This window comes from Leisingera sp. ANG-S5, assembly GCF_000813925.1.
Lineage (GTDB): Bacteria > Pseudomonadota > Alphaproteobacteria > Rhodobacterales > Rhodobacteraceae > Leisingera.
Genome location: NZ_JWLH01000001.1, coordinates 365418 through 385119, shown reverse-complemented (window position 1 = coordinate 385119; position 19702 = coordinate 365418). Strand labels below are relative to the sequence as shown.

Below are 19702 nucleotides of genomic sequence, written 5' to 3'. Positions count from 1 at the left end.
GCCTTTTTTATGCCTTATCAGCAAGTTGAATGCCGAAACTGATCTTACATTCTGACCTCAGGCTGCAAAGTGCCGGCAGCGGCGCCTGCGGGCCAGTATTCTTCCTCAGCCATCATCGACAGAACCAGGCCGCGGGCCTCATCCGGGTCCAGCACGCGGTAGGCGCCTTGCTCCGCAAAAACCCGCCCGCACATAAGGTTTGCCGGCGCCGCGGAATACCCCAGCATCCCGGCTTCCAGATAGATCACCTGGTCCTCCGCAAATCGCGGCATCACCAGTTCCAACTGGGCGCCCGGATGCATCCGGCGGATACCGCGGTAGCCTTCCAGGGCGCAGGCCGGAACGATGGCAAAGGGATCACCCTGGGCGTCTTCCACCAGTTCGCTTTCCAGCAGCACGCCTTGATCCGGCATCAGCCACATCGGCACCCGGTTCATCAGCGCATCGCGCGGCACAAACAGCGGACAGCGGGCAGGTTCCAGATCGCCCTCTGCCGGGATCATGACCTCGCGCTGCAGCTCCACCACGGTTTGCATGCCGTGATCAAAAGTCAGCACCTTGTCACCGGGCGTCAGCGCCTCCACCGGGCGCCAGCCCAGATTGGAAGCTACATGAGTGCCCGCCAGGAAACCGCCCTGGTCAACTGAGACCAGGGGAAAGCCGCTGTTCATGACCCCGCCAGCCGGGGTGCTCGTGCGTTTCAGAAGCCAGTCCAGCATCCGCTTTCCTTTCCTGAGGCTGCGGAGAACCCCCAACAGCCAGCCCGATAATTTTCTTTGATCCTTGCCGCTTATGGGACAGAACTAAGGCAAAAACCGGGCATTGTTCACGTTTCTGCGCCGATCTGCCAAACCTTTGCCGGATTAGGCTCCGGCCAGGCGCATTCAGCGCGCTTCACGCTATCTGGATAGAAGAAAATCGTTAAAAGAGTATTCAAATTGCGCGATATCCTGCGCGCAGGCGCCGGCCACCGCCTCAGCCGCGGTATCGTCGTAGTAGAGGCGCCAGTCGCGCTGGCGGCCGCTTTCGTTGACCACCGGCAGTTCAAGGGAAAACCCGAGGTGATCAAACAGCGGCTGCGCATCCTTATGAAAATGCTCCAGCCGGATATAGAGCTGGCACTGCTCGCTCCCGTCCGCATGGCGCATGTAGGAAGACGCCGGGCTGCCGCGGAAGGCCGCGATGACCTCCGGGTTCTGCACAAAGTCGCGGAACTCCAGGGATTGAGCCAGGCCAATGGCCGGGTGCGCAAAGCTCTGCTCGCGCAGCCAGTGGTAATAGCTGACAGCGCGGTCCCAGGGATTGCGCACCAGGGTAAAGGCAAAGAGGCCTTTCAAAGTGTCCTCAGGAACCAGCCCTTCGATGTCTGCCAGGGTGGAATGCTTCCACAGCCGCCCGCGTGCCTCAGCGTCCTTCAGGCGGCGGCGGCGCTTCAGGGCCTTTGGCGTATCCCCCAGCATCATGTCATCGGCCATGGCACGCGCCTCCAGCGCCAGCGCCAATGCGGTGCCGCCGGTCTTGGGGATATGGATGAAAACGTACCGGCGGCCTTGGGACAGGATCATGCCCCGACCCTAGGATATTGATCTGGGTAAGGAAACGATGGATTTACGCCTGCTGTGGAGCGCCTCGCAGACCCATTCACCTTTGCACAAATACTCCGGGGTGAAGTGGCCCCGTGGGGCCAAAGAGGGGCAGCGCCCCTTCCCTTCACTTCGAACGCAGCGCGATGGTGGTGCCGGCCGTGATGATCAGACCGATCCCCAGCATTTGCCAGAGGTTCAGCGCCTGCCCCCAATAGGCCCAGGCAACCCCCGGCCCGACGATCATCACCGAGTATTCGAACACAGCGACATAAGAGGCCTCACCCAGCTGGTAGGCCTTGGTGATCAGGAACACGCCACCCACTGCTGCGCAGCCCTGCAGCAGGATCAGGTGCGGGATCTCCCACAGCGGCCAGACCCAGCCGCGGGTGACAAAACCGTCCGCTCCCGCGGGCACGTCCTGCGGCCAGATCTCCAGCCCCGCCAGCAGCATCGCCCCCAGCACACCCTGCACCAGCAAGTAGACGAACAGCATCGCCACCGTGCTTTCGCCCTGGCAGTAAAGCCCGGTTGCCAATGAGCCGAGCGCATAAAATAGTCCGCCCGCCACTGGCACCAGGATCAGCCAGCTAAAGGCCGCGGGGTCAGGCTGCAGCACCATCATGACACCCGCAAAACCGCCGAGCACCGCGCCGACACGGATCCAGCCGATCCGCATCTTCAGGAACAGGACGGAAATCACCACGATCAGGATCGGCGAGGTGAACAGCCCGGCCAGCGCCTGGGCAATCGGCATCAGCGCCACGGCGGAGAAGTAGAAAACCATCGACACCGCCACCAGCACCGCACGCAGCAGTACAGCGCCGAAGTTGCGGCAGCGCAGCCCGCCCAGTCCGGCGCGCGCCATCAGCCACAGGAACGGCAGTGCGACAAATGTGCGCAACAGGTAGAACTGGCCGAGCCCGATGGTCTCCGCCATCAGCGGCACTGCGTTGTCGGTGATGCCGATAATCAGCATTGCCGCCAGCATGGCCTGTGCGGCTGCGGTCTGGCTGGTGCCCGGGGCGGAGAGTGCGGCTGTTTGTTTCATACCCTTCCCATTGCCCGCAACTTTCCGCAATATCTGTCCTCTAAGCGACACCAAAGTGATTCAGGGGAGGAAACTGATGGGGTGGATGGCGGATGAAACCGGTCTGGAGAAGACCGCCGCGAATTATGTGCCGCTGTCGCCGCTCAGCCATCTGCAGCGGGCGGCGCAGGTGTTTCCGGACCGTTTGGCGGTCAGCTATGGCAAGCACCGCAAGAGTTATGCGGAATACCATGAGCGCTGCACCCGTCTGGCCTCCGGCCTGGTCAAGCTGGGGGTGAAGCCCGGCGATGTGGTGGCGACCTTGCTGCCGAACATCCCCGCCCAGGCAGAGGCGCATTTCGGCGTGCCCGCCTGCGGCGCGGTGCTGAACACCATCAACACCCGTCTGGATGTGGGCACTGTTGCCTATATCTTTGAGCATGGCGAGGCCAAGGCGGTGCTGGTTGATCCGCAGTTCATTGAGCTGGCAGAGGCCGCCGTCGAAGAGATGGAAGGCCCCGCCCCGGTCCTGATCGAGGTGGCCGACGATCAGGCGAGCTGGCACGCCACCGGCCGTCACATGGAATACGAGGCGCTGCTGGCCAGCGGCGACCCGGACTTCCAGTGGATCATGCCCGAGGATGAGTGGGAAAGCCTGGCGCTGAACTATACTTCCGGCACCACCGGACGCCCCAAGGGCGTGGTCTATCACCATCGCGGCGCCTATCTGATGACCATGGGCACGGTGGTGTCCTGGCGGATGGTGCTGCACCCGGTTTATCTGACCATCGTGCCGCTGTTCCACTGCAACGGCTGGAACCACACCTGGATGATGCCGCTGGTTGGCGGCACCCTGGTCTGCTGCCGCGATATCAGCGCGCAGAACATCTACAACGCCATCCACTACGAGGGCGTCACCCATTTCGGCGGCGCCCCGATCGTACTGAACATGATCGTCAACGCGCTGGACGAGGAGCGCCGCACCTTTGACCACACGGTCGAGGTCTTCACCGCCGGCGCCCCGCCTGCCCCTGCGACCTTGTCGAAGATCGAAAACCTCGGCTTCAACATCACCCATGTCTACGGGCTGACCGAGACCTTCGGCCATGTCACCGAATGCTATTGGAAGGCAGAGGACTGGGACGCGCTGGACAAGGCGGGCATCGCCGCCAAGAAATCGCGCCAGGGCGTCGCGATGCCGATGCTGGAGCCGGTGGTGGTGCGCGACAGCGAGCACAACGTGCTGCCGATGGACGGCCAGGCCCAAGGCGAGATTGCCCTGCGCGGCAATGTGGTGATGAAAGGGTATCTGAAGAACCCCGAAGCCACGGCGGAGGCCTTCAAGAACGGTTACTTCAACTCCGGCGACCTCGCCGTCCAGCACCCCGACGGCTACATCCAGATCGCTGACCGGGCCAAGGACATCATCATTTCCGGCGGCGAGAACATCTCCTCAGTCGAAGTGGAGGGCGTGCTGATGGCGCACCCGGATGTGCTGCTGGCCGCCGTTGCCGCAATGCCGGATGAGAAATGGGGCGAAGTGCCCTGCGCCTTTGTCGAGCTGAAAGCCGGTGCCAAGGAAGACGCCGCGGCGCTGATCGCCTTCACTCGCGAGACGCTCGCAGGCTTTAAGGCGCCCAAGAAAGTGGTGTTCCAGGAGTTGCCCAAGACCTCCACCGGCAAGATCCAGAAGTTCGAGCTGAGAAAAATCGCCAAGTCCCTGTGATTTTTCACAGCGAAACGGCACTAAGGGGCGGCAAAGCAAATTGCCGCCCCTGTTTTATGTGCTTATTCTGGCGGCAACGAGACGGATGGGGACCGGGCAAGCTGCATGACGGCATTGAAGGAATTTGAGCGGCTGGAGGCTGCGGGCCTGTGGCGCGCTGATCCTGAGGCCCAGCGGCGGGATGTGATCATCTCGCTGGGCGATGCAACGCTGACCATTGCCAGCATGAACGACCAGCCGCTGGCGCATTGGTCGCTGGCCGCAGTGGAACGTGCCAATCCCGGTGAGTTCCCGGCCCTGTTCCACCCCGACGGCGACCCCGGCGAAACGCTGGAGCTAGCGGAAGACGAAACCGCGATGCTGGAGGCCATTGCCCGGGTGCAGAATGCGATTGGGCGGTCGCGTGCACGGCCGGGGCGGCTGCGGGCGGTCAGTATCCTGGGCACACTGGCGCTGGTGCTGGCGCTGCTGGTTCTGTGGCTGCCGGGTGCCGTGACCCGCCATGCGGTCAGCGTCGTGCCTGATATCAAACGCAAGGCCATCGGACAGGCGCTCTTGGGGCGGATCGAGCGGGTCTCCGGCCCGGCCTGCGCCACCCCGGAGGCGGCACCGATCCTGAAGAACCTGGCGCAGCGCACCGGCGTGCGGCAACTGGCGGTCCTGCGCTCCGGCATTCCCGGCAGCCTGCATCTGCCCGGCGGCATCGTTCTTTTGAACCGCTCGTTCGTCGAGGATTTCGAGGATCCGGCGGTTGCTGCGGGGGCCATCCTGGCAGAACGCGCCCGGGCAGAGGCCAGCGACCCGATGCAGGAGCTGCTGGAGGCCGGCGGCTTCGTCTCCACCTTCAAGCTGCTGACCACCGGCGAGCTGGACCGCGCCGCGCTGGATGCCTACTCCGAGGCCACCCTGTCCAGCCCCCGCCCGCAGCTGCCCGACGAGGTGCTGCTGTCGGAGTTTGCCCGCGCTGCCCTGCCCTCCTCCCCCTATGCCTATGCGCTGGACATCACCGGCGAAACGGTGCTGGGGCTGATCGAAGCCGACCCGATGGCCGGCCGCGAGCTGGAGCCGGTTCTGAACGACCGCGACTGGGTGCAGCTGCAGAACATCTGCGGCTGACCTCACTTTCTACTCCCTTGTCCCCTGCCAATCGCGAAAATGCGCCGGATCTGCTAGGATCGTCAAATCTGCGCAAACGCACGATCAGGGGGGACGTGAGCCATGCCGGACAACTCAGCCAGTTTCACCGGGGATATTCCCAGTCACTATGACAGCGGCCTGGGGCCGGTGATTTTCTACAACTATGCAGATGATCTGGCCGCCCGATGCCGCAACCTGGCGCCGCAAAACGTTCTGGAGCTGGCAGCAGGCACCGGCATTGTCTCGCAGCGGCTGCGGCGCAGGCTGTCGCCGGGCTGCACGCTGACGGTCACCGATCTGAACGAGCCGATGCTGCAGCTGGCAATGGCAAAACTGTCCGATACAACAAATGTCACCTTCCAGCCCGCCGACGCGATGGCGCTGCCCTTTGAGGATGGCAGCTTTGATTTGATTGCCTGCCAGTTCGGGGTGATGTTCTTCCCGGACAAGGCGGCAGCTTTCCGGGAAGCCGCACGGGTGCTGAAACCTGGCGGGCACTATGTCTTCAATGTCTGGGCACCGATGGCAAAGAACCCGTTTGCGGAAATCGCCGACTTGGCCGCGGCACAGTTCTTTCCTGCGGATCCGCCGGGATTTTACAAGGTGCCGTTCCACTATGGCGATCCCGAAGCCGTGAAAGGCGATCTGAATGATGACGACTGGTCCGGCATCCGCCATGAAACGGTCCGGCAGGACAAGACCATTGACGACCCGGAGAAATTCGCCGAGGCGCTGGTTTACGGCAACCCGATGATTGATGAAATCCGGTCCAGGGGTGGTGTCGACCCGGACGAGGTTGCCAGCGCCATTCTGGACGCCCTTCGCGGCCGTTTCGGACCGCCGCCTTTGAGGATGCCGCTGGAGGCCGTGGTCTTTACCTGCCGCCGGCACTAGCCATTGAGTGCCGGGCCGCATCTGTCCTGGTGCCGAAAAGGCCGGGCAGACGCCCGGCCTGTGAAATTTAGGGTTCGAAGTCTTACTTGCTAAGCCGGGCGCCGCTGAAACCGGCGCGCTGCACCTTGGCCAGTGCTGCGGCTGCCTGTGCTTCACCCTGGTAGGGTCCCGCCAGAACCACCTTGTAAGGCTGCCCCTTGCGGCTGACGGTACCAAGACGCACTGTCAGGCCGGCGGACGCCAGTTTGCGGGCGGCTGCCTTGGCCTGTGCTGGTTCGGCATAGGTCGCTGCACGGACATAGCGGCTGGCCGGTGCAAGCTGATCCGGTGCCGCAGCGCCGGGAGCCGAGCGGGTCGACAGGCGCAAGCCTTTGGGCTGTGCCTCTGCCGGGCTGAGCCGCGCACCGCGCGGCAGTTTGACTGCGGGCCGGTCCAGCGGCAGCTGAACCAGCTTGCGGGGCACGCCGCCGGTCCAGATCTGCGCCATCTGCGCATCGCCTTCCGGGGTGCGCACGCCGCGCATCGGGTTCATCCGCCCGTCTTCGCGTGCCACTGTCTCATATCCTGCAGGGGCCTGGGCAAAACTGGTCACCACTGCGGGCCGCACGGTGCGTTCCGCCCGCTGCGGATTCAGCCGCCCGTCGGTCCAGACCGGGCGGTAGCCCTCCGGCACCGTGAAACTGTTGCTGAGACGGCGGTCCTGGTAGATGTGGGTCTGCACCACGCGGGTATTCGGGGTGAGCCGCACTGAACTCTGCGGCCCGATTTCCTGACTGCCATAGGTCACTGGCGCAGCATCCTGAGGGCCGCAGCGCACGCCAGAGGAACCCGCGTACTGACGGCTGATATCGGAAAGGCCCGCGCAGGAGGTATTGCCTGCAGGCTTCGCCGCCGGAACCGGAGCGGGTGCTGGTTTGGGCGCGACGCGCACGACCTTCTTGGCCGCGGGCTTGGGCGCTGCAGGCGCCGTGGCAACTGCGGCCGGCCGGACACTGGTCGTTTGCGGGGTGCGGCGCGGCTTGGCGGTGGTGACAGACTGCGGCGGCGTGCTTGAGGCTGCCGGCTTGGGCTGCACAGCGGCAGGTTTGGCCGGAGCCGGGGCCGGCTTAGCCGCGGCGGTTTGCGCAGGCTGCTGGCTGGGCTCGAGGGTGATCAGCTCAGGCGCTGCGCTCCGCTGCTGCTGCCGGGTTGCGCCGGCGACCTTAGTGGGCGCATAGCCGCATAACTGCTTGCGGGAGCGGGAAACCCGCGGAACCCAGCTGACATTGCCGTCGATGCCTGCACGGATGTAGATACAGCCGCGGCTGTCGACATACTGCTTGCCCTTGTAAGATGCGGGCGGATACTCAGCGGGCGGACGGGTTTCACGCAGGGTTTGTGCCTGTATCCCTGCGGCGCCAGCAGCCCCCGCGATGATGGCCAGTGCAATAATTCTAGTTATTTTCATTCCTGAGCCCCACAAAATATGGCTGCAGGATGCCCGAAACTGGCCTGTGAGTAAAGATTCTGCGGCAACAATAAGGCCGCACTCCGGCAATTTTTGCGCGAATTGCAACTAATTCACACCGCGTGGCTGCCAAGGCGGATTTGCTCCGCCCTGGCGCCGGCGGATCACTTGGTGCCGAACATCCGGTCGCCGGCATCGCCAAGACCGGGCAGGATATAGCCCTTCTTGTTCAGCTCCCGGTCCAGCGAGGCGGTGACAATCGGCACATCCGGGTGCGCCTGTTTCATCCGCTCAACGCCTTCGGGCGAGGCCAACAGGCAGAGGAAGCGGATGTTGTTTGCACCAGCTTCTTTCAGCAGGTCAATGGCGGCGGCGGAGCTGTTGCCGGTGGCCAGCATCGGATCCACGGCAATCACCAGCCGGTCCTTCAGACCCTCAGGCGCCTTGAAGTAATACTGCACCGGCTCCAGCGTTTCCTCGTCACGGTAAAGGCCGACAAAGCCGACACGGGCCGAGGGGATCAGTTCCAGCACGCCGTCCAGCATGCCGTTGCCAGCGCGCAGGATCGAAACCAGCGCCAGTTTCTTGCCGGCCAGGATCGGCGCGTCCATTTCCTCCATCGGGGTTTCGATGTTGGTGGTGGTCAGCGGCATTTCGCGGGTGATTTCATAGGCCAGCAGCTGGGTGATCTCGCGCAGCAGCCGGCGGAACCCCGCGGTGGAGGTGCCCTTGTCCCGCATCAGGGTCAGCTTGTGCTGCACAAGCGGGTGATCAACAACGGTCAGGTGGTCGGTCATGGGGCACTCCTAAAGTTTGCTTTTCCGCGCTTTTACGGGCTTGGCCGCGGCAGGCAAGCGTGTTTTGACCACGAGGTCAAAGAAAGCTTTTGCCGGGGCCTTGGGCAGGCACGTCCAGATGGGCCGCGATGGAGGCACCCACATCGGCGAATTTGACCTGCCCGATGGGCCCTGCGTCAAGCCCGGCGATCAAAACCGGCACCTGTTCGCGGGTGTGGTCGGAGCCGGGCCAGCTGGGATCATTGCCGTGATCGGCGGTCAGCACCAGCATGTCACCCTTGCGCAAGCGCGGCAGCAGGCGGCCCAGTTCGGCGTCAAACCACTCCAGCGCCCTTGCATAGCCGGAGATGTCGCGGGTGTGGCCGTACAGGGTGTCGAACTCGACGAAATTGGCGAAGGTCAGGCTGCCGTCCTCTGCCGTTTCCACCGCGTCAAACAGGTGCTGCATCAGCTGGGCATCGGCGCCTTTTTTCAGGGTATCGATACCGGACATGGTGAAGATGTCGCCGATTTTGCCGATGGCATGGACCTTGCCGCCCGCATCCTGCACCCAGTTGGTCAGTACCGGAGCCGGCGGGGTAATCGCGAAATCGCGGCGGTTGGTGGTGCGGGTGAAGCCTGTTTCCGCCGAGCCAAGGAAGGGGCGCGCAATGACCCGGCCCACTTTCATTGCGTGCAGGCGCGGTGCGACGGCCTCGCAGAGGCTCAGCAGCTGGTCGAGGCCAAAGGTCTCCTCATGCGCAGCAATCTGGAACACGCTGTCGGCGGAAGTGTAGCAGATCGGTTTGCCGGTCCGCATGTGCTCGGCGCCCAGATCATCAAGGATCACCGTGCCAGAGGCGTGGCAATTGCCAAGGATACCATCGGTGCCCGCCTGCTCTGCCACAAAGGCAGAAAGGTCTTCGGGGAACGACGGCGCCTGATCGGGGAAGTAGTGCCAGTCCCAGGGCACCGGCAGCCCTGCCAGCTCCCAATGGCCCGACGGTGTGTCCTTGCCACGGCTGAGTTCGGCGGCGCAGCCCCAGCGGCCTTGCGGCGCTGCGTCCAGGCCGGGAAACGGCACCGAGGACGCCAGCCGCATCACCGCGCCGAGACCAAGGCGTTCCATGTTCGGCACGTTGAGCGGGCCGCTGCGGCCATCCTCTGCCTGACCGTCAGCGCAAGCCTGCACGATATGGGCCAGCGTGTTGGCGCCGAGGTCCGGCAGGTCGCCGTTGAAGAAGGTCCCGGCATCGGGCGCGCCACCGATGCCAACGGAATCCATCACCACAAGGAAGGTACGGGGCATCAGGAGATCCTTTCGTGAATCAGCGGCAGGCTGTCCGGCGCATCACCGATGGCGATGGCAGCAAGGAACGCTGCCTCTGCCATCTCTGCCGCATCATCGCTGGCGGCGTGGATGCGGGCAAGCCTGTCCCCTGCTCCGACGGGCTGGCCCAGGCGGACAATGTCCGAGATGCCGACACCGGGGTGAATGCGGTCGCTCTCCACCATGCGGCCGCCGCCGAGGGCGACAACCGCCAGGCCAAGCGCTTCGCCGTTCATGGCGGAGACATGCCCGGCAGCGGGCGCCTTGATCGCGCGCACCACTTCCGCGCCGGGCAGATGATCCTGCCATTTCGCGGCAAAGTCCGCGGGTCCGCCCATGGCGGCAATCATCTTGGCAAAACGCTCCGCCGCGCGGCCGTCAGTGAGGGTTTCGGTTATCTGAGCTGCACCTTCATCTGCATCCGCTGCGAGGCCTGCGAGAACCAGCAGTTCGCCGCCCAGAATGGCCGAAATCTCAGCCAGCGGGCCGGATGCGCTGCCGGTCAGCACCCGCATCACCTCCGCCACCTCCAGCGCGTTGCCGAGCGCCGGCGCCAGCGGCTGGTTCATGTCGGTGATCAGCGCCGAGGTCTTGCAGCCCGCCGCATTGGCGGTATCGCACAGCGACTGCGCCAGCGCGCGGGCATCATCTGCGGTTTTCATAAACGCGCCGGAGCCGATCTTGACGTCCAGCACCAGCGCGTCCGGGCTGGCTGCCAGTTTTTTGGAGAGGATCGAGGCGGTGATCAGGTCGAGGCTTTCCACCGTTGCGGTCACATCGCGGATCGCATAGAGCCGCTTGTCCGCGGGTGCGATCTGCGCGGTGGCGCCAACGATGGCGCAGCCCACGTCCTGCATCATGTTCCGCAGGTGATCTTCGCTGACGCTGGTGGAGACGCCGGGGATCGCCTCAAGCTTGTCCAGCGTGCCGCCGGTGTGGCCGAGCCCGCGGCCCGAAATCATCGGCACATAAGCCCCGCAGGCCGCGAGCGCAGGCGCCAGCAGCAGCGAAACACAATCGCCCACACCACCGGTGGAATGCTTGTCCAGCACAGGACCGTCCAGATCCCACGCCAGCACATCGCCAGTGTCGCGCATCGCCAGCGTCAGGGCGCGGCGGCCCTCAACACTCAGGCCCTGCAGGCAGACCGCCATGGCAAAGGCCCCGGCCTGCGCGTCCGAGACCGCACCGCTGGCCAGACCCTCGGCAAACCAGCGCAGCGCGTCCTCGCCGGGTGTTTCACCGCGGCGCAGGCAGGCGTTGATGGCGCGGGCGTCCATCAGCTGCGCTCCATATGGTCCGCGTCAAAGGCGCCGGGCAGCAGGTCGCCGATGGTCGTCTCCTGCTCCTCGCCGTCGGTGGTGGCCATGATAACCTTCACATCACCGCTGGCAAATTCCTTGATCTTCTGGCGGCAGCCGCCGCAGGGCGTGATCGGGGTCGGGCAATCGGCGATCACATAGACCTCTGCCAGTTCGGTCTCCCCCGCAGCCACCATCGCGGCAATCGCACCGGCCTCGGCACAGGTGCCCTCGGGGTAGGCCACGTTTTCGACGTTGCAGCCCACATAGATCTGGCCGGAGGCAGAGCGGACAGCGGCGCCGACCTTGAAGTTGGAATAGGGCGCGTGGGCGTTTTCACGGACAGCGGCGGCGGCGGCTTTGAGGCTCATGGCGATTCCCCGATTTTTGATCATTTGGTCAAGATGCCGCAGGATAGCTGAATTGATCCGGGAAGCGGAAGCCCCCGGATGCAGTTCTTTGCGCCGCCCTAGGTTCAGGCCAGCGAGGTGTTGAACACCCCGGGCAGCGTCACCTCCAACAGCTCCACATCATCCGACGGCGCGCTGAGGCGGGTCTTCATGCCCGGCGGAACAACAAAGGCGTCGCCCTGCTCCAGTTGGTAAGGCTCGCGGCCTTCCCCTTCCAGCGTCACTTCGCCGTTCATCACGAAGGTAAAGTGGATGTCGGTGTCATGCGCCGCCCATTGCGGATCGCCCTCGCCCCGGCGCACAACCTGCACGCCCGCGACGCCCTTGGTGTTTTCGGCAATCGTGGTGTCGCGGCAGATATAGCCCGGCAGGCGGAACGGACCCCACGCGGCACCTTCCGCCTTGTTGTAGACAAAGCGCTGTCCCTGCCATTCCCGTTCGGGACGGTAGTGCGGCGTCGGCAGTGTCATCTCGTGGTCGATCTCGGTCACATGCTCCGCAGGGACGCCGATCTCGATCACCTGCACGTTGTCGCTGGCCTCCAGCACCCGGTGGCGGATTTCCGGCGGCTGGATGAAACAGTCGCCTGCCGTCAGACGCATCTTCTCGCCCTGGTCCTCGTAGACCACATCGACCCAGCCGTGGATGCAGAAGATCAGCTGGAAGCCGACCCGGTGGAAATGCACCATGTCCGGCACCGGGCCGCCGTCGGGAATGCGGATGTGGCTGGCGATGATCGACCCGCCCAGCCGGTCCGGCACCAGGTCGCGGTAATGCATGCCTGCGCGGCCAATGATCCAGGGCGCCTGATCTTTCAGGCGGCGGACCACGAAGCTGTGCACCGTTTCCGGCATCACCATCGGCGGGTGGCGCTCCTCGATCTCAATTTTCGTTCCGTTGGGCGCTGTCAGGCGGCGCTGTCCTTCGGCAAATCCATCAGGATCTTCAGTCAGAATGCGGATAGTGCCGGGGGATTCCTCTGCGCCTTTCTCAACCCGCAGCCGCAGCCCGTGGCCGGAAAACACCGCGGTGCGCGGATCATCCGCCGGATAGATCATGTCCATCTTCATACCCAACACCTTGGTAAAAAACGGAATATCGTTGCGCAGCTCATCCGTCGGCAGGCGGATCTCGGCGATTGTTTCGCTCATTTTTCACTCCCTGATCTGTTGGCAGGACAGTGACCCTGCGGCATGGTTTATGCAAGAACCCGCCGTCCGTACTGCCGCCGCGTCCGTTTGCGTCAGTTTGGGCTATGTTTCCGGCAGAAAAAATGGTTTAACGCTAAACAATACCCTTTCCGAGGAGCGCCAGATGTCCGATTCACAGAGCACGCGGCAAGCCGCACTCAACTATCACGAGTTTCCCCGCCCCGGTAAGCTGGAGATCCGCGCGACCAAGCCGATGGCCAACGGCCGCGACCTGTCCCGCGCCTATTCGCCCGGCGTGGCGGAGGCCTGCGTGGAGATCAAAGCGGATGAGGCCAATGCTGCCCGTTATACCTCCCGCGGCAATCTGGTGGCGGTTGTGTCAAACGGATCGGCGGTTCTGGGGCTCGGCAACATCGGCGCGCTTGCCTCCAAGCCGGTGATGGAGGGCAAGGCGGTCCTGTTCAAAAACTTCGCCGGCATCGACTGTTTCGACATCGAAGTGAACGAAAGCGATCCGGAGAAGCTGGCGGACATCGTCTGCTCGCTGGAGCCGACCTTCGGCGCCATCAACCTCGAAGACATCAAGGCGCCGGACTGCTTTGTCGTCGAGAAACTGTGCCGCGAGCGGATGAATATCCCGGTCTTCCATGACGACCAGCACGGCACCGCGATTGTGGTCGGCGCCGCGGCCAAGAACGCGCTGCATGTGGCGGGCAAATCGTTTGAAGACATCAAGATCGTCTCCACCGGCGGCGGCGCGGCGGGGATTGCCTGCCTCAACATGCTGGTGAAGCTGGGCGTGAAACGCGAGAACATCTGGCTCTGCGATATTCACGGGCTGGTCTATGAGGGCCGTGAAGAGGACATGAACCCGCAGAAGGCGGCCTTCGCCCAGGCTTCGGACCTGCGGACGCTGGACGAGGTGATGGACGGTGCCGACATGTTCCTGGGCCTCTCTGGCCCCAACGTGCTGAAGCCGGAAATGGTCGCCAAGATGACCAAGCGTCCGATCATCTTTGCGCTGGCCAACCCGACGCCGGAGATCATGCCCGATCAGGCGCGCAAGGTGGCGCCGGATGCGATCATCGCCACCGGGCGCAGCGATTTTCCCAATCAGGTCAACAACGTGCTGTGCTTCCCCTTTATTTTCCGGGGCGCGCTGGACGTGGGTGCAACCGAGATCAACGACGAGATGCAGATTGCCTGCGTCGACGGCATTGCCGAACTGGCCCGCGCCACCACCTCGGCTGAGGCGGCAGCGGCCTACAAAGGCGAACAGCTGACCTTTGGCGCTGACTACCTGATCCCGAAACCGTTCGATCCGCGGCTGGTGGCCGTTGTGTCCTCTGCCGTGGCCAAGGCGGCGATGGAAAGCGGCGTGGCAACCCGGCCGATCGAGGACATCACCGCCTATAAGCAGAAACTGAACCAGACGGTGTTCAAATCTGCCCTGCTGATGCGCCCGGTGTTCGAGGCCGCCCGCGCCGCCGCCCGCCGCATAGTGTTCAGCGAAGGCGAGGATGAGCGGGTGCTGCGCGCAGCTCAGGCCATTCTGGAAGAAACCACCGAGACCCCGATCCTGATCGGCCGCCCCGAAGTGATCGAACGGCGCTGCGAGCGGCTGGGGCTGGACGTGCGTCCGGGACGCGATTTCCAGCTGGTGAACCCGGAAAACGACCCGCGCTACCGCGACTACTGGAACAGCTACCACAAGGTGATGCAGCGCCGCGGCGTCACGCCGGATCTGGCCAAGGCAATCATGCGCACCAACACCACAGCCATCGGTGCCATCATGGTGCACCGAGGCGAGGCGGACAGCCTGATCTGTGGCACCTTCGGCGAATACCGCTGGCACCTGAACTACGTGCAGCAGGTGCTGGGCGGCGGCACCTACTCGCCGCACGGCGCGCTGTCGATGATGATCCTGGAAGACGGCCCGCTGTTCATTGCCGACACCCATGTGCATGTGGAGCCGACACCGGAACAGATCGCCGAAACCGTGATTGGTGCTGCCCGCCACGTGCGCCGTTTCGGTCTGGAGCCGAAGATTGCCATGTGCTCGCAATCGCAGTTCGGCAATATCTCCTGCGACACCGGCAGCCGCCTGCGCGCCGCCATCGAAATTCTCGACGATAAGCGCCGCGATTTCGTCTATGAGGGCGAGATGAACATCGACACCGCACTGGACCCGGAACTGCGCGAGCGGATCTTCCCCAATTCGCGGCTGGACGGCGCCGCCAATGTGCTGATCTTCGCCCATGCCGACGCGGCTTCCGGCGTGCGCAACATCCTCAAGATGCGGGCCGGCGGGCTGGAAGTGGGGCCGATCCTGATGGGCATGGGAAACCGCGCCCATATCGTCTCCCCCTCGATCACCGCGCGGGGCCTTCTGAACATGGCCGCCATTGCCGGCACCCCGGTCGCGCACTACGGTTAACAGCGCGGCCATGCATTACCGCCGGCCGCCCAATCAGGGAGGCCGGATATGAGAGGGCATTGCCACTGCGGCGCAGTGCATTGGGATAGCCGGGCCGAGGCGGCCTGGAGCTGCTACTGCCACTGCGCCGACTGCCGCCGCAACTGCGCGGCACCTGTCACCGCATTTTTCGGGCTGCCGCATGAGGCGGTCGAATGGTCCGGCACGGAACCCAAGGTCTATAATTCATCGGAAGGCGTCGAGCGGCTGTTCTGCGAAACCTGCGGCACCCAGATGGCCTATCGCACCGCGCGCGATCCGGTGAACATACACCTCTATACCGCGACGCTGGAAAGCCCCAGCCAGATGCCGCCCAGGTTTCACGTGTTCCACTCCGACCATGTGAGCTGGCTGGAACTGAAAGACAGCCTGCCCCGCTTCGCAAAATCCTCAGGCGGGTGATTCCCGGTGGCAAGGCCGGGTGCGCTGCGCCCGAATTTGCAAGTTTGCAAAATTTTCGGGCTTTTCCCGAATATTCTGCAGCAAACACCACTTTGCAAAGCGGGTAGAGTGCAAACCCGTCCGGCCTTGTAAATCCGGTAAATCATCTGCGCAAATCCGGCCAAAACCTGTAAATTCCTTGACGAACCTTGCGTGAAGACGCGGCAAAACTTGCCCGGCCGCCGCTTTGTCGCCTACGCAATTGGCAGGAGGAGATGAACACCATGGGATATCAGGATATTTACGCCGCCTGGAAACAGGATCCGGAAGGTTTCTGGATGGAGGCCGCCCAGTCGATCAGCTGGGACGAGGCCCCAAAGCAGGCGCTGTTTGACAAGGGCGAAGGCCTTTACGAGTGGTTTGCCGATGCCAAGGTGAACACCTGCTACAACGCCGTCGACCGTCATGTGGAACAGGGCCGCGGCGAGCAGACCGCGATCATCTATGACAGCCCGGTTACCCATACCAAGCGTGAAATCTCCTATGTCGAATTGCGCAACCGTGTCGCCAATCTGGCCGGGGCGCTGCGCGCCAAGGGCGTGGAAAAAGGCGACCGAGTCATCATCTACATGCCGATGATCCCCGAAGCGCTGGAGGCGATGCTGGCCTGTGCCCGCATCGGCGCGGTGCATTCGGTGGTGTTCGGCGGCTTTGCCTCTAACGAGCTGGCGGTGCGGATCGACGACGCCAAGCCCAAGGCGATCATCGCCGCCTCCTGCGGCATCGAGCCGGGCCGGATCGTGCATTACAAGCCGCTGCTGGACGGCGCTATCGACCTGGCCGCGCACAAGCCTGACTTCTGCGTGATCTTTCAGCGCGAGCAGGAAGTGGCGGAGCTGATCCCGGGCCGCGACGTGAACTGGCACGGTTTTCAGTACGGCGTGGAGCCTGCCGAATGTGTGCCGGTCGAGGGCAACCATCCTTCCTATATCCTCTATACCTCCGGCACCACCGGCCAGCCCAAGGGGGTGATCCGCCACACCGCGGGCCAGCTGGTGGCGCTCAATTGGACCATGAAGAACATCTACAACGTCGATCCCGGCGATGTGTTCTGGGCTGCGTCGGACGTGGGCTGGGTCGTCGGCCACAGCTACATCTGCTATGCGCCGCTCATCCACGGCAACACCACCATCGTGTTTGAGGGCAAGCCGGTGGGCACCCCGGATGCGGGCACCTTCTGGCGGGTGATTTCCGAGCATAAAGTAAAGAGCTTCTTCACCGCGCCGACTGCTTTCCGGGCAGTGAAGCGGGAGGACCCCAAGGGCGAATACGTCAAGAAATACGACCTGAGCTGCCTGAACCAGGTCTATCTGGCCGGTGAGCGTGCGGACCCCGACACCATCACCTGGGCGCAGGAGCAGCTGAAGGTGCCGGTGGTCGACCACTGGTGGCAGACCGAAACCGGCTGGTCGATTGCCGCCAACCCGCTGGGGATCGAGGAGCTGCCGACCAAACTCGGTTCGCCTGCGGTGCCGATGCCGGGCTATGAGGTCGACATTCTGGACGAAGGCGGCAACCCGGTTGCGGCGGGCGAGCTGGGCGCGATTGCAGTGAAACTGCCGCTGCCGCCGGGCACCCTGCCGACCCTGTGGAACGCCGAGGACCGGTTCAAGAAGAGCTACCTCAACACCTTCCCCGGCTACTACGAGACCGGCGATGCCGGCATGAAGGACGAGGACGGCTACCTCTACATCATGGCGCGCACTGATGACGTGATCAACGTGGCCGGGCATCGCCTCTCGACCGGCGGCATGGAGGAAGTGCTGGCAGGCCACCCGGATGTCGCGGAATGCGCGGTCATTGGCGTCGCCGACAGCCTCAAGGGGCAGATGCCGGTGGGTTTCCTTTGCCTCAATGCAGGTGCCGATCGCGACAACGCAGAAGTTGTCTCCGAGGTGGTGAAGCTGGTGCGCGAGAAGATCGGCCCTGTTGCCGCCTTCAAGCTGGCGGTTGTGGTCGACCGCCTGCCCAAGACCCGCTCCGGCAAGATCCTGCGCGGCACCATGGTCAACATCGCCGATGGCACCCCGTGGAAAATGCCGGCCACCATCGACGATCCAGCCATTCTGGACGAGATCACCACGGCGCTGCAAACCATCGGCTACGCCAAGTAACCTCCCTCGTTTCCAAGTTCTGGAAACGGCCAAAGATCCTTCAAGGATTTTTGTAGGCTCCGCCCGCAGGCGGAGCCTGTTTGCCGTCCGGTTTTGCTTGCAACGCCGCCCTGCCCGCCTAGGCTGCGGCTTGGGAGGCCTGAGCATGACAAAAGCGGACATCTGGCAACTGAGCGCCACAGAACTGACGAAGCTCACTCGCACCGGGGATCTGAGCGCGGAAGCGGCCGTACAGGCCTCCATCGACCGTATGAAGGCGGTGAACCCGTCCTTGAATGCGGTGGTGGTGGATCTCAGCAGCGAGGCGCTGGAGCGCGCCCGTGCCCTGGACAAGGCGCGCGAGAGCGGCGCGGCATCCGGCCCGCTGCACGGGGTGCCGGTCACCATCAAGATCAATATCGACCAGAAAGGCCACGCCACCTCCAACGGCGTCACCGCGCTGAAGGACCTGATAGCCCCGGCAGACGCCCCGGTGGTGGAGAACCTGCACAAGGCCGGCGCGGTGGTGATCGGGCGCACCAACACGCCGGAGTTCTCCTTCCGCGCCGATACCGACAACCCGCTGCACGGACGCACTCACAACCCCTGGGGCCGGCATATCTCTCCCGGCGGCTCCTCCGGCGGCGCGGGGGCTGCGGTGATGGCCGGGATCGGCGCGCTGGCCCATGGCAATGACATCGGCGGCTCCCTGCGTTTCCCGGCGGCGGCCAATGGCGCGGTGACGGTCAAGCCAGGTCTTGGCCGGGTGCCCGCCTGGAACCCCAGCCAGACGGTTGAGCGCGGACTGCTGGCGCAGCTGATGTCGGTGCAGGGGCTGATCACCCGCAGCACCGAGGACCTGCACCTGTCGATGCCCGCGCTGATTGCCGCCGATCCCCGAGACCCCTTCCATGTGCCAATGCCCTGGCGCGGCGAGCCGCTGGAGGGGCCCATCAAGGTCGCCTTGACCAAGAACACCCATGGCTATGACCTGCACCCCGAGGTCGAGGCGGCACTGGATTTCGCCCGCGATGCTTTGACCGATGCGGGCTACCAAGTCGAAGAAGTGGAGCCGCCTAACGTGTTCGATGCCGGGCGGACCGGCTACCGCGCACTGATGGGTGAGATCTTTGCGCTGATGAAACATGATGTGGACGCGGCCGGCTCCCGGACCGTGCGCGATATCTTTGCGGTCTATTTCCAGGAGTTCCCGCCCTTTGCCGGCGATGAGCTGCTGCGGATGATGGCCAAGCGCACCCACTACGCGCGGCAATGGTCGCTGTTCATGGAGGACTACCCGCTGGTGCTCTCGCCCTTCCTGCCGCAGCCCTTCTTCAAGCCCGACCGCGACACCGAAGGCGCGGCAGGTGTGCATGAGGTGCTGGGCTGTGCGGTTTATTCCTATGCGATGAATTTTCTGGGCCTGCCCGCCGCCTCGGTCCCGGCCCGGCTGGCGCAGCTGGCGAAGGGTCCACAGCCTGTCAACGTGCAGATCGCTGCCCGCCGCTGGCGCGAGGACCTGGCGGTGGACGCCTGCGCCGCGATTGAAGCCCGCGCGGGCCGCATGTGCCTGCCCCTGTGGGAGAAGATGGCAGCAGAAGGCTGAGTATAGCGCCCGCCCCGCGCCGTGCTTGTTCGCACCGGAACAGCTTCCTAAGGGCTGCAAAGAAAAGAAACGCTTTGCGAACATCCCGGGAGCGGGGCCAGCCGCCCCCGGGAGTCTTCCTGACCCAAACCACTCACTACCAACGCTGCATCGTCCGCCCGCAAACAATGCTACGGGCGTGCCGGACCAGACCGGCGGGAAACACAAAACTGGAACACCTAAAAACCGCCGGTCAGGCACATCGGCTCTGCAGCCTCAGGCAGTGCCAACAGCATCAGCCTGTGGATAAATCCTCGCACGG

General features: G+C 64.0%; 16 protein-coding genes. 7 read left to right on the top strand and 9 right to left on the bottom strand.

Features of this window, described 5'->3' with window-relative positions; translation table 11 throughout:
- Positions 1–44: 44 nt before the first annotated feature.
- From RA25_RS01940 to RA25_RS01930, 3 genes are all read right to left on the bottom strand, one after another.
- A complete protein-coding gene (locus RA25_RS01940; RefSeq protein WP_039169731.1) occupies positions 45–719 on the bottom strand; it encodes a Hint domain-containing protein in 675 nt (224 codons plus the stop codon).
- Positions 720–899: 180 nt separating this feature from the next.
- Complete coding sequence (locus RA25_RS01935) at positions 900–1565, bottom strand: sulfotransferase family 2 domain-containing protein (protein WP_039169728.1); 666 nt, start codon at positions 1563–1565, stop codon at positions 900–902.
- 145 nt (positions 1566–1710) lie between these two features.
- Positions 1711–2634: a DMT family transporter gene (locus tag RA25_RS01930; protein WP_019295788.1), complete on the bottom strand. Its 924-nt coding sequence runs from the start codon at positions 2632–2634 to the stop codon at positions 1711–1713.
- A gap of 76 nt (positions 2635–2710) precedes the next feature.
- On the opposite strand from RA25_RS01930, the gene RA25_RS01925 reads away from it, so the two are divergent.
- The 3 genes from RA25_RS01925 (at position 2711) to RA25_RS01915 (ending at position 6370) form a co-directional block, all read left to right on the top strand.
- On the top strand, positions 2711–4339 hold the full coding sequence (locus tag RA25_RS01925) for an AMP-binding protein (protein WP_039169725.1): 1629 nt from the start codon (positions 2711–2713) through the stop codon (positions 4337–4339).
- 105 nt (positions 4340–4444) lie between these two features.
- On the top strand, positions 4445–5455 hold the full coding sequence (locus RA25_RS01920) for a hypothetical protein (RefSeq protein WP_039169721.1): 1011 nt from the start codon (positions 4445–4447) through the stop codon (positions 5453–5455).
- Between the two features lie 102 nt (positions 5456–5557).
- Positions 5558–6370, top strand: coding sequence for a class I SAM-dependent methyltransferase (locus RA25_RS01915; RefSeq protein ID WP_039169720.1), 813 nt, complete (start codon positions 5558–5560; stop codon positions 6368–6370).
- A gap of 82 nt (positions 6371–6452) precedes the next feature.
- Here RA25_RS01915 and RA25_RS01910 read toward each other — a convergent pair whose 3' ends face one another.
- The 6 genes from RA25_RS01910 to RA25_RS01885 form a co-directional block, all read right to left on the bottom strand.
- On the bottom strand, positions 6453–7817 hold the full coding sequence (locus RA25_RS01910) for an SPOR domain-containing protein (protein WP_019295784.1): 1365 nt from the start codon (positions 7815–7817) through the stop codon (positions 6453–6455).
- A gap of 164 nt (positions 7818–7981) precedes the next feature.
- Positions 7982–8614, bottom strand: a complete 633-nt coding sequence (gene upp, locus RA25_RS01905; protein WP_039169716.1) for a uracil phosphoribosyltransferase — start codon at positions 8612–8614, stop codon at positions 7982–7984.
- A gap of 76 nt (positions 8615–8690) precedes the next feature.
- Positions 8691–9902 carry a phosphopentomutase gene (locus RA25_RS01900; RefSeq protein WP_039169714.1) on the bottom strand — a complete coding sequence of 404 codons (1212 nt, stop codon included), beginning with the start codon at positions 9900–9902 and terminating at the stop codon, positions 8691–8693.
- Positions 9902–11203, bottom strand: a complete 1302-nt coding sequence (locus RA25_RS01895) for a thymidine phosphorylase (protein WP_039169710.1) — start codon at positions 11201–11203, stop codon at positions 9902–9904. Before RA25_RS01895 ends, RA25_RS01900 begins: the two co-directional genes overlap by 1 nt.
- Entirely contained in the window at positions 11203–11637 is a 435-nt protein-coding gene (locus tag RA25_RS01890; protein WP_272946429.1) for a cytidine deaminase, read from the bottom strand. The genes RA25_RS01895 and RA25_RS01890 overlap by 1 nt, the downstream gene beginning before the upstream one ends.
- Positions 11638–11699: 62 nt before the next feature.
- The gene (locus RA25_RS01885) at positions 11700–12785 is read right to left on the bottom strand and encodes a cupin domain-containing protein (RefSeq protein WP_039169708.1); all 1086 of its coding nucleotides are present in this window, start codon (positions 12783–12785) and stop codon (positions 11700–11702) included.
- Between the two features lie 163 nt (positions 12786–12948).
- Here RA25_RS01885 and RA25_RS01880 point away from each other — a divergent pair, with 163 nt between their 5' ends.
- The 4 genes from RA25_RS01880 to RA25_RS01865 all read left to right on the top strand — a co-directional run bounded on the left by RA25_RS01880 (position 12949) and on the right by RA25_RS01865 (position 19401).
- Complete coding sequence (locus tag RA25_RS01880; protein WP_039169705.1) at positions 12949–15222, top strand: NADP-dependent malic enzyme; 2274 nt, start codon at positions 12949–12951, stop codon at positions 15220–15222.
- A 48-nt stretch (positions 15223–15270) separates the two neighbouring features.
- Positions 15271–15663 carry a GFA family protein gene (locus RA25_RS01875; RefSeq protein ID WP_039169701.1) on the top strand — a complete coding sequence of 131 codons (393 nt, stop codon included), beginning with the start codon at positions 15271–15273 and terminating at the stop codon, positions 15661–15663.
- A gap of 263 nt (positions 15664–15926) precedes the next feature.
- The gene (gene prpE / locus RA25_RS01870) at positions 15927–17816 is read left to right on the top strand and encodes a propionate-CoA ligase PrpE (RefSeq protein ID WP_039170292.1); all 1890 of its coding nucleotides are present in this window, start codon (positions 15927–15929) and stop codon (positions 17814–17816) included.
- A gap of 145 nt (positions 17817–17961) precedes the next feature.
- Positions 17962–19401, top strand: a complete 1440-nt coding sequence (locus tag RA25_RS01865; protein WP_039169698.1) for an amidase family protein — start codon at positions 17962–17964, stop codon at positions 19399–19401.
- Positions 19402–19702 lie beyond the last annotated feature (301 nt).

What these genes read in the sequence shown, in the direction of transcription:
- RA25_RS01935 (WP_039169728.1), bottom strand. Translation starts at nt 1,565, where the DNA reads ATGATCCTGTCCCAAGGCCGCCGGTACGTTTTCATCCATATCCCCAAG.
- RA25_RS01920 (WP_039169721.1), top strand. Translation starts at nt 4,445, where the DNA reads ATGACGGCATTGAAGGAATTTGAGCGGCTGGAGGCTGCGGGCCTGTGG.
- upp (WP_039169716.1), bottom strand. Translation starts at nt 8,614, where the DNA reads ATGACCGACCACCTGACCGTTGTTGATCACCCGCTTGTGCAGCACAAG.
- RA25_RS01910 (WP_019295784.1), bottom strand. Translation starts at nt 7,817, where the DNA reads ATGAAAATAACTAGAATTATTGCACTGGCCATCATCGCGGGGGCTGCT.
- prpE (WP_039170292.1), top strand. Translation starts at nt 15,927, where the DNA reads ATGGGATATCAGGATATTTACGCCGCCTGGAAACAGGATCCGGAAGGT.
- RA25_RS01940 (WP_039169731.1), bottom strand. Translation starts at nt 719, where the DNA reads ATGCTGGACTGGCTTCTGAAACGCACGAGCACCCCGGCTGGCGGGGTC.
- RA25_RS01875 (WP_039169701.1), top strand. Translation starts at nt 15,271, where the DNA reads ATGAGAGGGCATTGCCACTGCGGCGCAGTGCATTGGGATAGCCGGGCC.
- RA25_RS01900 (WP_039169714.1), bottom strand. Translation starts at nt 9,902, where the DNA reads ATGCCCCGTACCTTCCTTGTGGTGATGGATTCCGTTGGCATCGGTGGC.
- RA25_RS01930 (WP_019295788.1), bottom strand. Translation starts at nt 2,634, where the DNA reads ATGAAACAAACAGCCGCACTCTCCGCCCCGGGCACCAGCCAGACCGCA.
- RA25_RS01865 (WP_039169698.1), top strand. Translation starts at nt 17,962, where the DNA reads ATGACAAAAGCGGACATCTGGCAACTGAGCGCCACAGAACTGACGAAG.
- RA25_RS01880 (WP_039169705.1), top strand. Translation starts at nt 12,949, where the DNA reads ATGTCCGATTCACAGAGCACGCGGCAAGCCGCACTCAACTATCACGAG.
- RA25_RS01895 (WP_039169710.1), bottom strand. Translation starts at nt 11,203, where the DNA reads ATGGACGCCCGCGCCATCAACGCCTGCCTGCGCCGCGGTGAAACACCC.
- RA25_RS01915 (WP_039169720.1), top strand. Translation starts at nt 5,558, where the DNA reads ATGCCGGACAACTCAGCCAGTTTCACCGGGGATATTCCCAGTCACTAT.
- RA25_RS01885 (WP_039169708.1), bottom strand. Translation starts at nt 12,785, where the DNA reads ATGAGCGAAACAATCGCCGAGATCCGCCTGCCGACGGATGAGCTGCGC.
- RA25_RS01925 (WP_039169725.1), top strand. Translation starts at nt 2,711, where the DNA reads ATGGGGTGGATGGCGGATGAAACCGGTCTGGAGAAGACCGCCGCGAAT.